This window comes from Spirosoma flavum (assembly GCF_042686045.1).
Taxonomy (GTDB): Bacteria; Bacteroidota; Bacteroidia; order Cytophagales; family Spirosomataceae; genus Spirosoma; species Spirosoma flavum.
This window is the reverse complement of sequence record NZ_JBHUOM010000001.1, coordinates 372,727-388,323: the sequence shown is the minus strand read 5'-3', so window position 1 is coordinate 388,323 and position 15,597 is coordinate 372,727. Positions and strand designations below refer to the sequence as shown.

Sequence of the window (15,597 nt, the reverse complement as noted above, 5' to 3'; positions counted from 1 at the left end):
CGAAAAGAGCAAGCCCTCACGAGCCTGCTCTTTTTATCATATAATTTTATAGCTTAATAACCCGGGTTCTGTTTCAAATTCGGATTCAGCGACAACTGATCTCTAGGAATTGGGTACAATGCCCAGTGGTTATCTGCATCTACAGGTTTGAAGCGTTTAGCATTACCAAATGTGCCAAAACGAATTTGATCCTGACGACGGTGATATTCCCAAGCCATTTCGCGACCACGTTCTGCCAGCATCATATCCAGCGTTAGTGTTGTAAAATCCGGCATGCCAGCCCGTTTCCGTATCACGTTGATATCTGTCAAGGCAGTTGCCATATTCCCTAAACGCAGGTTTGCTTCTGACCGCATCAGATAAACGTCGGCTAAACGGAAAACAACGAAATCGTTATCCTGACTGGTAAAGCTGTTATTTTTCTGAATCTCATACTTCACACTTCTAGCCCCCTGTATACGTCCTTCGGCACCAGCTGCTAACACAAGTGATTTAACTTCAGGCGTGTAGGCTAATGGAAGCGCATCATCTATCAACGCTGTTCCATCAGCTTTGTATTGTTGCCCAACCAGCCACATTTTCTTCCGTGTATCCTTGTCATCGAACGAATTATAGAACTCCGTTACGGCTGCGAAACCATTCCAGGGTGCTGTACCTAAATTGTACGTCAATTGTTGCAGATAGTGAAGATTCTGCATTTGTACCTGAAAGCCCTGACGCTTCGATTTATCGAAAGGCGTTGCCAGAATAATTTCCTGTGAATTCTGGTTTTGCGTAACGAAGTTGCTGAAGAAATCGCCAACGATCTGAAACTTGCCCGAACTAATGATATTCGTTGTACGGGTTACTGCATCGGCCCAACGGGGAGTACCGGTATACACCTGCGCATTCAGATACATTTTCGCCAGAATCATATCAGCCACGTACTTGTTCATACGACCATAGTAAGCTCCACCCGACACATCACTTAGATTGGGATAAACCGCTAGCAGTTCCTTTTCTACATAAGCAAAAACCTGAGCGCGGGTACTTTGTTTCGGTGTACCAGCGCCTACTGAATCAGCAATAATAACATTACCAAACATGTCCATTGCTTCGTAATGGAAAAATGCCCGTAATGCCCGTAGTTCAGCTTTAAGATTGGCATCCGTAATAGTACCTAACTGCTGATTGATGGAGGTAATGTTGTTGTAGCACCAGTTCCAGGGACCGTTAAATTGGTTGTTATCCGTAACCGGGTCCCAGGTATGCGTGTACAACCGTATCCAGTTATCACCATCTTTCCAGTCACCACCCCGAGTTGGCACAATCTGCTCATCCGTTGTAGTGTTCAGGTTGGTTTTATTTCCGTAGTAATCGCCCAAACCATTATAAAGCGGTCCTATCAAAGCCGCCTGCTGATTAGCAGTGCTACCAAAGGTTCCACTAGTAGGGATTACGTCGTAAGTCGTCTCGGAAAGATCAGTACAGGCCTGACTTGCCAATATGAGTACCGAGCAACCCAAAATTGTTTTTATGGTTATTCGTTTCATGTAAGTTTTTAGTAATTAATTAGTTACATCGTCAAACCTTAAAGTAATATACTAACGATGTGTTAATCAGGACGGTTTTCACAAACCGAATTATTTTTTGGATTTAATCCAGTTTGTGAAAACGCTAGGTTTAGAACGTTAAGTTTAGACCTAACTGGAAAGTACGTGTTTTAGGATACACGCCATATGCATCTAAGCCAACACTATTTGGTGCCTGTTGAATGGCACCATTGGATACCTGCAAATCAGCTTTTACCTGCAACTCAGGATCAATGCCTTTATATTTTGTGATTATAAAGAGGTTATTTCCTCCTAAATAAACACGGGCATTGGTAATGTATTTGCTAGCAGGCAATGGTATATTATAACCGATCTGCCAGTTATCGAAGCGAACAAACGAGCCACTTTCAAGCCAGTTCGTCGACAACACATTTATACCATATTTTGGTGGCATACTAGTCACTTCTTTCAGCATATTAGTTTCCAAAATAGATCCTGGAATCATCAGGTTCGACCGCAGGCTATTAAGGATCGTATTACCAAATGTACCCCGCAACTGGAAATACACATCGAAGCCTTTATAACGGAACGTATTGATAAACGACGCATTCAGGAACGGTTGCGGATTACCCTGTTTTATTGGGTTTCCAGCAGCGTAAGCAGCAATTGCATCAGAGTCACCTACTTTTGTTACTGGTGTGTCGCCCGAACCCGGTTTTAGCAAGACCTCACCATTGGCATTGTATCCCAAAAAGGTTGGAACATAGTTAAACTCACCTAATGCCTGCCCTGGTACCAGATACGAGGCATATACATCCGACAAACCACGACCAACGAACGGATTGAAACGCACTTGCCCATTGCTAAACTGATCGTTTGACAATGTTACAATGGTGTTCTTGTTGTAAGCACCTACGACTCGTGAATTCCAGGAAAAAGAGCCTTTCTGGATGACATCACCCCCGAAGGACAATTCGAATCCATTATTACGCATCGAACCAACGTTAGCCAGAATTGTATTTGTGAAGTACGTTACACCATCGGCTGGTACCGAGTACGGATACAGCATGTCTTTAGTCAACTTGTTGTAGTACTCTAATGTACCCGAGAAGCGTCCGCCCAACAACTGAAAATCCAAGCCAACGTTCGAGGTTGTCAAGACTTCCCATTTCAGGTTTGGGTTAGCATTTTGCGTAATCCCATAACCCGGCAGGAAGTCGCCCAGCGTACCATCATAATACGTGCCTTTCTGCCCGTATAATTGAATGGAGTTGTACGGTGCAATACCTTCCGAATTACCCGTCTGCCCATAACCAACACGTAGTTTCAGGTAGTTAAGCGTATTGCTTTTTGGGAAGAATGGCTCGTTGGTAATTGTCCAGCCTGCTCCTACTGATGGGAACATACCCCATTTGTTGTTGATACCAAATTTAGAACTACCATCCCGGCGAACCGTAGCAGTCAAATTATAACGGTCGTTCATATTCAGGGTTGCCCGACCGAAGAACGAAATCAATTTGTACTGATTCCGGTAAGATGTAGCGTAGTTGTTCGCCGGATTTACTAATGTTCCAGAACCTAGACCCAGATTATTGAAGTTAACATCGCCCGTAACAAATCCTGAGTTAGAAGCACTAAATCCATCATTGTCAAACTGTTGGAATGAGTAACCGCCTAATACGTTAAAGTTGCTGTTTCGTGTCCCAAATCCTTTCGTATAGTTCAACGTCGTTTCCAGCAATTTTGTATTGCTTTCTGTATAACCCCGGCCTGCACGTCCATTATTGGCAGAATAGGCTTTAACGGTTGGATCTGTAGAGAAACTACTAGTTGAGTTGTCCCGTTGCATCTGTCCACTAACGCCAAAAATCAGGCCATCCAGAAGCTCGTAGCGTAGAGTAACCCCACCCTGCAGATAGTGTTGAATAGCCGTATTCGTAGAGGTTTCAAGCATAGCCACTGGGTTGAATAGGTCAAAACTACCACCAACTTCAGCGTAGGTACCATTTGCATTACGCACCGGCAGTGTTGGAAGGAACGTCAACGCCCGGTTAAGAATACCATTCGAGCCGCCTGATCCACTAATATTTGGGGCTCCTAAAGTTCCATTATCTGGAAAGTCTTTGTTCGTTTCCGAATACGATAAATTATACTGAATATTCAATCGGTTGTCGAAGGCTTTCTGATCTAAGTTGATCCGGCCCGTAATACGGTCAAAGCCTGTTTTTTTGACAATACCCTGATTGTTAATATAATTCAACGATCCCCGGTAACTAAAGGTTGGCGACCCACCAGCAATAGCCAAATCATGGTTGTTTGTAACCGCTGTCCGGGTAATTTGCTTAACCCAGTCTGTATTATTGCTTCCAGTTGGAAAACGTTGTGCATCCAGCAAGGCGGAATCGCCTTTGAACGCAGAGACAGCCGACCGATACCCATTGGCGTCCAGCATATCCAACCGCTTCGAGATGACTGATATACCAACGTAGTTATTGAACGATACAGTTGTTTTACCGGCCTTACCCCGTTTTGTCGTTACCAGAATAACACCGTTAGCCGCCCGCGAACCGTAAATAGCTGCTGCCGATGCATCTTTCAGTACATCCATCGACTCAATATCCTGTGGGGAAATTGTGCTAATGGGGACACCAATCATACCATCTACTACGTATAGTGGGTCACTACCACCCGCCAGCGACGTATATCCCCGAAGCCTTACTGTTGGCTGTTGGTTCGGATCGCCTGAAGGTGCCGTGATAATCAGACCAGCTACTTTACCCTGAATAGCTTGCAACGGGTTCGGGTTTACCCCGGCGTTGAAGTCTTTTGAACTAACCTGCGCTACCGAGCCGGTCAAATCTTTTCGTTTTGCAGTGCCATAACCCACAACCACAACTTCTTCCAATGCCTTTGTGTCGTCAGACAATTTAACATCTAATGTTGAGCGGTTGCCTACGGCTACTTCCTGACTGGTATAGCCAATGAAGCTTAATACTATCGTAGCGTTATCTGGCACGTTAGCCAGCGAATACTTACCATCAGCATCGGTATTTGTACCACGCTGAGTACCTTTAATCTGCACACTTACACCGGGTAGGGTTGCGCCCGATGGGTCAGTCACGGTACCCGTTAAGGTACGTCCCTGCGCCCAGGCTGCCTGATTGCCAAGCAGCATTATTATCGCCAGCATTGTTAGAAAGCTAAAAAGCGCTTTCTGTCCAAATAACTGAGGCTGGGTTGCCCCAACCTGACCTACGTAGCCACCGAAGCGGTTCATTTTGTAGGATTTGTCCATCATAGGTTTACAGTAAAAATGAATGTTTATTGACTTCTGGTTAAGGCTTGTAAACTATAATGTCGCGCCTTCGATAATAGGACTATCCTACTTGTTCTTCCTTAATTCTATCAACTTGACGAGAATTTATAGAACTAAACCTAAACCATTTGGCGAATTACATCATGTTACAACAAAAATACAAATACAGGGAGGTTAAAAATTAAGCATTTACCGTCAAAATCGTATCATAATTTTTCTTAAAAAAAGTCAACTAAATTGTATTATTACGCTTCTAATTATTATTATTTTTTCTCATTAAAGCTTACTTATCAACTTTTTAACCTATAATTTTACATCAGTAATTTATAACTTTACCAATAAATACTGTATACTATATTTTTTACTCTATTACTCAAAAAAATGTGGTGTTTACACCTACTTTTGCCTATGTATTTTATTGGCTGACAATCAATATCCAGTCTATGTGCTTCTATGAGCGTAAATCCCCTCAAAAATTTAGCTAGTCAGTTAACCGGTGACCTCTTCGACGATACAACGTATCGAACCTTATATGCAACGGATGCATCGGCTTACAGAGAGATGCCAATGGCCATTGCCATCCCCAAAACAACTGAAGATATTAAGACCTTAATCTCGTTTGCGAAGCAGCATAAAACTGCCTTAATTCCCCGTACAGCAGGAACATCATTGGCAGGACAGGTTGTTGGTAGCGGAATCGTAGTCGATGTATCAAAACACTTTACTAAGATACTGGAAATCAATCAAGAAGAACGGTGGGTACGGGTACAGCCGGGCGTTATTCGGGATGAATTAAATCAATTTTTGAAGCCCTACGGCCTCTATTTCGGCCCCGAAACATCTACCGCCAATCGCGCTATGATAGGGGGTATGGTTGGCAACAATTCCTGTGGGTCAAACTCGGTTGTGTACCGGGCAACACGCGAACATACGCTGTCGGTAAAGGTCCTGCTGGCCGATGGTACAGAAGCGGAATTTGGTCCGGTTAGTGGTTGGGATTTCACAAAACAAGTGGGCGAGGCAAGCAAAAAAAATGGTTCCACCACGCTGGCCGATAAAATTCTGCTCAAGACAAATGCTATTTTGTCGGACCCTCTTAATCAGGAAGAAATTAAGCGGAATTTTCCTAAGAAAACGATTGAACGGCGCAATACCGGGTATGCCTTAGATGCTCTGCTCGATATGCAGCCGTTTGCCCCAGAAGGTGAGCCGTTCAATATGGCAAAGCTACTTGCCGGCTCAGAAGGTACGTTGTGTTTCTTGACTGAAATCAAGTTAAATCTGGTGCCGTTACCGCCAAAAGAAAGCGGGTTGGTGTGCGTTCACTGCCACTCAATAGATGAGGCATTGCGCGCTACTTTAGTCGCGCTGAAGTATAAGCCTTACGCCGTGGAGTTGATCGACGATATTATTCTGGAACGGGCTGATACGAATCCAGAGCAACGAAAAAATAGCTTTTTCGTCCAGAAAACTCCAACCGACCATTTCCCGATTATCCTGGTCGTTGACCTGTCGCGCGATACTCGAGCCGAAATTGAGCAACTCTCGGCTGATATGGTAGCCGATATGCACGAAGCGGGCATGGGGTATCATTATCCGCTCCTGTTTGGTGAGGATACCAAAAAAATCTGGACGCTTCGCAAGGCGGGTTTAGGTCTACTTGGCAACCTGCCCGGTGATGCAAAAGCGGTAGCGGTAATTGAAGATACAGCCGTTGATGTCCATGACTTACCAGACTACATCCGCGATTTCAACGAGATTCTGGAGAAACATCACATGCACGCGGTTCATTATGCTCACGCTGGTTCAGGCGAGTTGCATTTGCGGCCAATTATTAACCTTAAAACGGAGGAAGGGCATCGGCAATATCGGCTGATTGCCGAGGAAATTGCCACACTGGTAAAAAAGTATGATGGTTCGTTATCGGGCGAACATGGTGACGGACGGCTGCGGGGCGAATTTATTCCACAAATGGTGGGAGCGCATAACTACGAGTTGATGCGGCAGATTAAGCACACCTGGGACCCGGATGGCATTTTCAACCCCGGAAAAATTATTGAGACGCCCCCGATGGATACGTTTCTGCGCTACGAGGCCGGCCAGGAAACACCAACCTTCCAGACCTATTTCCGCTACAAAGATCAAAACGTATTACAACACGCTGAACAATGCAACGGCTCCGGCGATTGCCGCAAAACCGAAGCTTCGGGGGGAACCATGTGCCCAAGTTACATGGCCACCCGCGACGAAAAAGATACAACACGAGCGCGGGCCAATATCTTACGCGAAATGCTAACGCACTCGCCCAAAGAAAACCGGTTCGACCATCAGGAAATCAAAGACGTTTATGACCTTTGCCTGTCGTGTAAGGGGTGCAAAAATGAATGTCCATCTAACGTTGACGTTGCAAAACTGAAAGCGGAGTTCCTACAGCATTATTACGACACAAACGGTATTCCTGTCCGGTCGCGGTTGATTGCTAACTTTGCCCGATTATCGGGTCTGGCCTCACTGGTTCCCTGGGCCTGGAATGGAGTGTTAGGCACACCGTCGCTCCGGCGCATCGCCAATCGCGCAATCGGATTTCATCCTGATCGCACAATGCCGCTAATGGGCAAGACAACATTAAGGCGTTGGGCAGCGAGCAGAGAGCAAGCTATTTCCAATTCCACACCCAATATACCACGAACACTGCTTCTTTTTTGTGACGAGTTCACCAATTATAACGATGTTGAAGTTGGGCAAAAAGCCATTCAGTTGTTCGAACGGTTAGGCTACAAAGTTATCATCCCGCAACATGGGGAGAGCGGGCGGGCGGCACTGTCAAAGGGCATGTTGAAATATGCCAAAACATTGGCGGAAAAGAATATTCGTCAGTTGAAAGACGTCGTTTCTGCCGAAACACCCTTAGTTGGGTTAGAACCATCGGCTATTCTGACGTTTCGCGATGAGTATCCAGATTTAGTGGATGAGTCGCTGATGGCTGATGCTAAACGCATTGCAGAAAATGCATTGACTTTCGAGGAGTTCGTAGCGCGCGAAATAGAGGCCGGACATATCAAATCAGAGCAATTTACGACTGAAACAAGGCTAATTAAACTGCACGGACATTGTCAACAGAAGGCAGTCTCGTCGCTGGTGCCGAGTAAAAAGGCGTTGTCATTGCCCAAGAACTATACGGTGCAGCTAATTCCATCGGGTTGCTGCGGTATGGCCGGTTCATTCGGTTACGAAGCCGAACATTATGACGTGTCGATGAAAATTGGGGAGTTAGTTTTATTCCCAGCCATTCGTCAACAACCCGATGGCGTGATTATTGCAGCCGCCGGAACATCGTGTCGTCACCAGATCAAAGACGGAACTAATCGTAAATCCCAACACCCAGCCGAGATTTTATTTGACGCCTTGATGCAATCCTGACAGCGCAATTCAATCCCGGCATCTCTTGTACAATCGGTCAGACAACGTGTAGGCATAATTCTTGCGTATGTGTTGTTAATCAATGATTTGTATGGGAAACTTTTTACGGTTACTGATTTTATGGCTGTTGTCATCATTTGTCGTTGTGGCCCAGCACCCAAGCCTTCCGAAGTTACCTGTTTGTGAGACCCTCGATCTAACAGCGGCTCAACGCCAGGAGTTGAATCAGAAGGCGGCACTGGCACTGGCCCAAAAACGGACTAACAATGCCGCCTTTGTAAATATCACCTATGTGCCTATCCGGCCTCACATCCTTCGCCGAAGCGATGGCACTGGTGGTATGTCGCTGTCGAGTATTAATCAAGTCATAGCGACTACCAATAATTATTATCTGCTAAATGGGTACGGCATCCAGTTTTATTTCTGTGGTACCTCACCCGATTATGTCGATAACGACGCCCAGTACGATAGTTTCAGCAATGAAACAGCGATCACACAGGGTCATGATGTGACCAATGCACTGAATCAATATTATGTTCATTTGTTCGCATCGGGCGCGGGTGGTTATTCGTACTATCCGTCTAATAATGTGGCGTCAACCCGCTCTTTTATCCTTAACCTTGTCGATAATGAGGAAGATATGGGAAACCGTCTGGTGCCGCATGAACTGGGACACATTTTCAACCTTGTTCACACATTTGGAGAACGAGTAGGAGACGGCACATTAGGCTCGGGCACAACCCTCGAATTGGTTACGCGGGGCGCGGGGGCTAACTGCACCATTGAGGGCGATTACGTCTGCGACACACCTGCTGACCCGTACAATAAACCGGGAGCCAGTCTAACTACGGTAGGCGGTTGTGTATATTACGACCCTAACAGTTCGGCCCGCGATGCCAATGGCCAGGCTTACACGCCATCGGTCGAAAACATCATGTCATACTATTTCCCGTGTACGCATAACTTTACTTCAGGACAGTACGATCGTATGCAGGCTGGCCTTGCGCTTCGTCAAACGCACACCGCTTACTCCTTGGATTGCCCGCCAACGAATGTAGCGACTCCAACGAATGTAACAGCCACGATACAGGCCAGTAATGTGTTGGTGACCTGGCAAGATAATGCCACGAACGAAATAGGGTATTTTATTGAACGCTCTACTTCGCCTACGTCAAATTTTTTGGCCGTTGGTGGTGTCGGACCGAACACAACAACATTCACTGATAGTAAAATAGCCGCTTACACAGTTTATTACTACCGGGTTAGGCCGTCGAATTCAACCACAACGGGCATAAGTCAGACAGCTACCGTTCGAACGCCAGCTTGCCACCCCACTTATACGTCTACCTCCGCCTGTATATACGGTGACGGTTTATCGGGTCTGGCTATAAACGGCGCGGTATTAAGTCAAAATTCAGGCTGTTCAACGAACGGCTATGGCGTGTTTAATGTAACTTCGGCAACCGTTGCAGCAGGCCAATCCTACTCATTAGCGGGAACGCTGCTTAGTCAATCGTATGCGGAAGGAGTAACGATCTGGGCCGATTTGAACCGTGACGGCATATTTGATACCAGTCAGGGGGAAAATTTGTTTCAAACCCCCAACACAGTAACTACTCAGTTTTCGGGAACGCTCACTTTACCTCTTAGTTTATCATCCGGCCAATTAACTATTCGGGTAGTTGTTGCGTATGAGGTAATCCCGAGCAATCCCTGTGGCACTTATTCGTACGGAGAAACAGAGGATTACGTCTTGACGGTAGTCAATCCAACGCCATCTACTGCCGACCTCAGCCTATCGCTGCAAATCAGCAACCGAACACCAACTGTTAACCAGCCAATCAGTTACTCCCTGACGATGCGCAATAATGGGCCAGCCAATGCTACCGGTATTAGCTGGCAAAATCGATTACCGCCTAATTTAAATTTTGTCAGTGGCGATGCGAATATAATAAATTCCGGCACTGCGGTTAGCGGCAGTAATTTATCGCTTGTCAACGGCACATCGATCACGTTCGTTTACCAATTACAACCAACCCAGGCGGGTACATTTATTAATGCGGCTCAAATTCTGGCCAGCAACCAGCCTGACACAGATAGCCAGCCCGGTTCGGGCACGGGCGATGGGCAGGACGATGAAGCATCGGTAGATGTACGCACTGTGCTTAGTAGTAGCACCGTTTATATCTCACCAAACCCAAACCAGACGCCCCTGCCACCTGTTTCATCGAATCAGCCAGTGCCCGATCCAGCTAAAGCTGATTTATCATTGGTAATGGCTATCAGTCAGCGCACACCCGTATTGGGGCAACCTATAACCTGTACAATTACAATTAGTAATGCGGGTGGTCTGACTGCCACAAACATCATCGTGCGAGATACATTGCGGGGGCTAACCTTAACAACAGTACCCACAGGTATGAGCGTGGTGAATACAGGTAATGGCTATACAATTATTGAAGGAAAAGTGGCATCACTAGCTGGTAAAGCATCAGCACAGTTGATTTTTACGGCGATGACCACCACACCCGGCTACATGAAAAATGCGGCTCAAATCTGGTCGGTGGACAACCCTGACCCCGATTCAAAACCAGGCTCTACAACACCAGCAGCGAATAACATCAACGGCGAAGATGATGTTGCCTGGGCAGACTTTCGGGTGATTTCGCCCTAATTAAATCAGAAGAGCTATTGCTCAAATGGCCATTGTTTTCTAACACCAGCCGATATCAGGTAAGCTACCGTACCCAAACCAATGACTGTTACGCCTGAAAGCATGAATGTTACTCCCGTTGAGAAAAATATGAATAACCATATAACGATTGCCAGCAACACAGGCAATGGGTAAAGCGGCATTCGGAAGGGAAATTCGGAAGCAGCCCGTCGGCGATGTAATAACATCAACCCAATGGCTTGTCCAACAAACTGCACCACAATGCGCATAGCAAGAATGGCCATTATGACATCGCCGAGTCGGAACAGCAAGCTGAACACGAAACCCAATCCGCCCAGAAAAAGCAATGAGACATATGGGAATTGGCGAGTTGGGTGCAGTTTGGCAAATATCTTGAAGAATTGCCCGTCAACAGCAGCGGCATAGGGCACACGTGAATAACCAAGCAAGACAGCAAACAAAGACGAAAAAGCAACCAGCAACACTAAAATCGTTGCCAGTTGGGCGGCACCAGGTCCATAAAGTGTTTCGACAAATGTGCTGACAATGAAGTTGCTGTTTTGAGCAATCTGCCAGGGCACCACACTTATAACACTCAGGTTCATAAGCAAATACAACCCGGCGATACCGATAATAGAGACAAAAATACTAATTGGAATATTGCGCGTAGGCCGCTGAATTTCACCGCCCAAATGGCAAACATTGTAGTAGCCCAGGTAGCAATAAATTGTTTTGACAGAGGCTTGCCCCAGACCAGCCGCCAGCAATCCCCCACTTACGGAACCAATTGATTGAAATGTATCCGCCAACGGAATTCGGGCATTTGTTAATCCGCCGATGATTATCCAGCCGAGTGTCAATAAAACGGCTCCCCACATGATCAACCCGATTTTACCAATCGAATCAATCTTCCGGTATAACAAGGCAATAATAACCAGAACCACTGCCCCCGAAACGGCTTTTCGTTGCCACTCGTCCAAAGGCATCAGGTAAGAGGCATACTGCGCAAACCCGATAGCACCGGAAGCAATAACCAGTGGAGCCTGAATAAGCGTTTGCCAGACGTATAAAAACGATAATAGGCGGCCCCAACGCCGTTCACCATAGGAGATTTTCAAAAAATTGTAGCTTCCGCCTGCCTGCGGAAAGGCCGCTCCTAACTCGGCCCAGACAAATGCATCAATCAGCGATACGAACGCACCCAATACCCAGGCCCACAGGAAAAGAGAGCCCCCAAGGGTTTTGATGACTAATGGTAACACCACAAATGGGCCAATACCGACCATATCGATCATATTTAACGCCGTGCCTTGCAGGAGCGTTAACCGACGGGGTAAAGCAGCCGATGAATCGGGAAGTTGTTCTGAAGAGGTAGCGTTACTCAATAGCGTACTGGATAACAAGCTTATTACGGTAGTCGTATCCCGATTTCAGCGCCATGCCAGGTAAGCATGGTACTGACTTCACGCAGGGCGGACTTATCTGACAAAGGACAGAAACAGCCTAAAAGTTCGGTTAACGATTAGCCTCCGTGGACAAAAAATGCCCTGCTTTTTTGTGATAAAAGCAGGGCATAAGGAAAACAATTGATCAACTTAGTTCATCAATTGGTCGAATGTCAGGCTAACGTAGTACATCGACCCAACACTTGGATTTCCCCAGGCTTGCGTGTAGAGTTTACCAGTCAGGTTTGTACCACCAATTTTCAAAATAGATTTTATACCCGAAAGTTTCTTACTAACCTGCGCATCAAGGGTTCCATAAGCGGGAACAATGGTCTTCTGACGGGCTGTAGCGTCAGAATTCCCAAAGGTTCCTTCCCATAAGAATGAGTCCTGATAGCGCCATACCACATTGAATCCCAGGCCAGTGCCTCTAATACTCCGGTTGCCGAATGATAAATTATAACGATACTTAGGCGTGTTAAACAGCGTTATAAAGCCCGTTGGAATCTGGTCTTTATCGATCAGGTAGTTCGATGACACATTTGCACCAACCATGTAATTACCCGGCAACACGTAGTCTGCTCCAATCGCCCAACCAGCATTTTTCAATTGTGTTGGCGAGTTCACAGGATAGGCGTATACGGCGCGGGTCGATGAACTAATGAGTTGCAGCGTCGAAACAGGATTCGCCAGCGATACCGGATTGTTACCCTGAACCACAACTTCATTTCCTAAAAAATTCAAAAACCGATTGTAATAATAATAGGCATCAATAAACAATTTATTACCTAATAATCCTTTGTACCCTATTTCGTAAGTTTCTACACGCTCAGGATCATACCCGGAGTTGCCTGATGGTTTCAACAACGCTATCGCTTGAGGCAGTGCCGCCGAACCACTTTGCTGCAATACGGCACCAAAAGCCTGAACCGATTGGAGTGTATATACCGGACTGTTGGCAAAGTTGTACCGCTGCTTCAGAAAAGGTAAACCACCAATCAGGTGATAAGATGGCGTGTTGAGATCGATGTACTGGTCTTGTGTGGTTGGAATCCGGAAACCTCGCTGAAACGACGCTCGGAAATTATGCACTTTGGCTAACGTCAGTACCGCCGAAAAACGAGGACTTACCTGCGCCTTGAAGTTCTGATTTTTATCGTAGCGGAGTGAGCCCGTTAGTTTTAATACATCAACCAGCGTTTTCGATGCCTGCGCGTATGCCCCATATTCATCGATGGTAAATTCTTTTCCGTTCTCATCACGAGCGAATAAGGTGCCTTCTGAATTCAGGGCATACCGACGAACATTCCCCCCCACAATCAACTCAACCAGTTTGGGGTCAATGACCTTACTGAAGTTGTACATTGCTTCGGCATGATAGAGGTTCGTTTTATCCAGAAACAGAGCACCAACACCCATTGCGTTTCCCGGTATCGGCTTTGCTGCTACAGCATCAAACGCCTGTTGAAAACCAGGTGTACCGGGCATTAATCTTCCCTGATCAGCTAAACTCCTCGCCTGATTCAACCAACTTGTTTGCTGACTGGCTGCATAGGCTTGGGCAGCCGTCAACGCAGTCGCCTGAGCCTGACCAGCCCCAAGGGCAGTTAGATAAGCACCCGCATATCCCGTAAGTGCCGTTTGTGCATAGGTACCAAAATAAGTTGGAAACCAGGTGGACGCACTACCACTCCAGGCTTCATTGATACCCTGACCCAGGGTTGCGGCAGCATAGGTATTACCTGAACGCTCCTGCGTGGTGTAGGCCCGCACAAAGAAGTTAGAACCACGTAACTCGAGTTTATACTGGCCCAGTTTGAAACCCTTAATGTAATAGCGATCGGCACCCGTGTATACGGTTGTTCCAGTACCCCAGTTGGCTTGCACAATAGCTTCTACGTTATCGTTCAGACGGTAATGCAAAGCACCATTTAGTTTCAAATTCGTGGCGTTATAGTTAACCAGATCCCTTTCCTGATAGCCCGTCCGCGAAATGTTCAGATTTGGAATAATATTATTAAAAATTTGCTGTGGGGTCAGACCCGTAAGCTGTGGTAGGGTTCTGTTGCCCGCCTGTGCAATTTGAGTGGTAGCAATCAGTCCCAGCGCCTGCGATGTGCCATTAGCGCCCGTTCCAGGATGACCATTACCATAAAGATTTGAGTATAGATTGGCACTGGCATCACCGTAAATATTGACGCCATCGTAACCCGCATTGTTCGCACGAGTGCCGGTTTCGAGAGTAGAGCCATTCGAATAACTCTGATCCCGATAATCGGTCGCCTGCCAATCTTTAGCCGTCAGGTACGAAACACCCACTTTAAATGCCAGCCTATTATTAAACGCTTTAGCATACCGAAAGGCGGCATCATAGAACGGTGTAGTAGCCGTTGTGCGATTACTGGCATTCATTACGCCCCCTTTCACGTAAGCACTTAAGCCCTGATACAGAAATGGGCTTTTCGAGGTCATCAGCATTAATCCATTAATGGCGTTCGGGCCATATAAGGCTGATGCTGCGCCCGGTAACAGCTCCACACTCTCTAAATCAAGTTCCGATACACCCGCGATATTGCCCACCGAGAAGTTAAGACCCGGAGCCTGATTGTCCATACCATCGAGCAGTTGCACAAGGCGCGTATTCCCGTTGGATCCGAAACCACGCACGTTGACTGACTTAAATGTTAAGCTCTGCGTACTCATATCCACGCCCTTAATATTCTGTAAGGCGTCGTAGAAGGTGGCGGCTGGCGTAGACTGAAATGAGCGAATATCTAACCGCTCAACCGATACGGGTGATTTCAGTACACTCTCTTCCACCCGCGAAGCCGACACGACAACTTCCTGTCCAATTGTCACGCGCTCCTTCAGGCTCACGTTCAGGTCGGTTCGGTCACCATTAATAACGAATTCCTGCGCCTGAAAACCGACTGCCGAAATGGCAATAGTAAACGGCGTAGGTGTAGTTGTTGTAAGTGAAAAATTACCCTTCTGATCGGTAATAGTGCCAACAACCTTACCTTTCACAGCGATGCTAATACCTACTAATTCTTCTTTTTTAACCTCGTCGGTCACATTCCCGGCAATCCTTGTCTGGGCTCTTGCTTCGATACATAGCACGAAACATAGTCCGAAAAACAGCAGTGAGTAAGTAGTCAGTTTTTTCATAAGTAAAGAGTGAAAAGTGAATGGAGAATGCTCTTCGTTACT

At 46.4% G+C, this 15,597-nt stretch carries 6 protein-coding genes; 2 read left to right on the top strand and 4 right to left on the bottom strand.

The window, feature by feature from the left end:
• Positions 1–53: 53 nt before the first annotated feature.
• Both ACFS25_RS01510 and ACFS25_RS01505 read right to left on the bottom strand, forming a co-directional pair.
• Positions 54–1,532, bottom strand: a complete 1,479-nt coding sequence (locus ACFS25_RS01510; RefSeq protein WP_381496634.1) for a RagB/SusD family nutrient uptake outer membrane protein — start codon at positions 1,530–1,532, stop codon at positions 54–56.
• A gap of 130 nt (positions 1,533–1,662) precedes the next feature.
• Complete coding sequence (locus tag ACFS25_RS01505; protein WP_381496633.1) at positions 1,663–4,830, bottom strand: SusC/RagA family TonB-linked outer membrane protein; 3,168 nt, start codon at positions 4,828–4,830, stop codon at positions 1,663–1,665.
• Positions 4,831–5,301: 471 nt separating this feature from the next.
• Here ACFS25_RS01505 and ACFS25_RS01500 point away from each other — a divergent pair, with 471 nt between their 5' ends.
• Positions 5,302–8,268, top strand: coding sequence for an FAD-binding and (Fe-S)-binding domain-containing protein (locus ACFS25_RS01500; RefSeq protein ID WP_381496632.1), 2,967 nt, complete (start codon positions 5,302–5,304; stop codon positions 8,266–8,268).
• A 91-nt stretch (positions 8,269–8,359) separates the two neighbouring features.
• The gene (locus tag ACFS25_RS01495; RefSeq protein ID WP_381496631.1) at positions 8,360–10,942 is read left to right on the top strand and encodes a GEVED domain-containing protein; all 2,583 of its coding nucleotides are present in this window, start codon (positions 8,360–8,362) and stop codon (positions 10,940–10,942) included.
• Between the two features lie 14 nt (positions 10,943–10,956).
• Here the strand turns inward: ACFS25_RS01495 and ACFS25_RS01490 are convergent, their stop codons facing one another.
• Both ACFS25_RS01490 and ACFS25_RS01485 read right to left on the bottom strand, forming a co-directional pair.
• Entirely contained in the window at positions 10,957–12,327 is a 1,371-nt protein-coding gene (locus tag ACFS25_RS01490) for an APC family permease (RefSeq protein ID WP_381496630.1), read from the bottom strand.
• 210 nt (positions 12,328–12,537) lie between these two features.
• On the bottom strand, positions 12,538–15,555 hold the full coding sequence (locus tag ACFS25_RS01485; RefSeq protein ID WP_381496629.1) for a TonB-dependent receptor: 3,018 nt from the start codon (positions 15,553–15,555) through the stop codon (positions 12,538–12,540).
• Between the last annotated feature and the right edge of the window lie 42 nt (positions 15,556–15,597).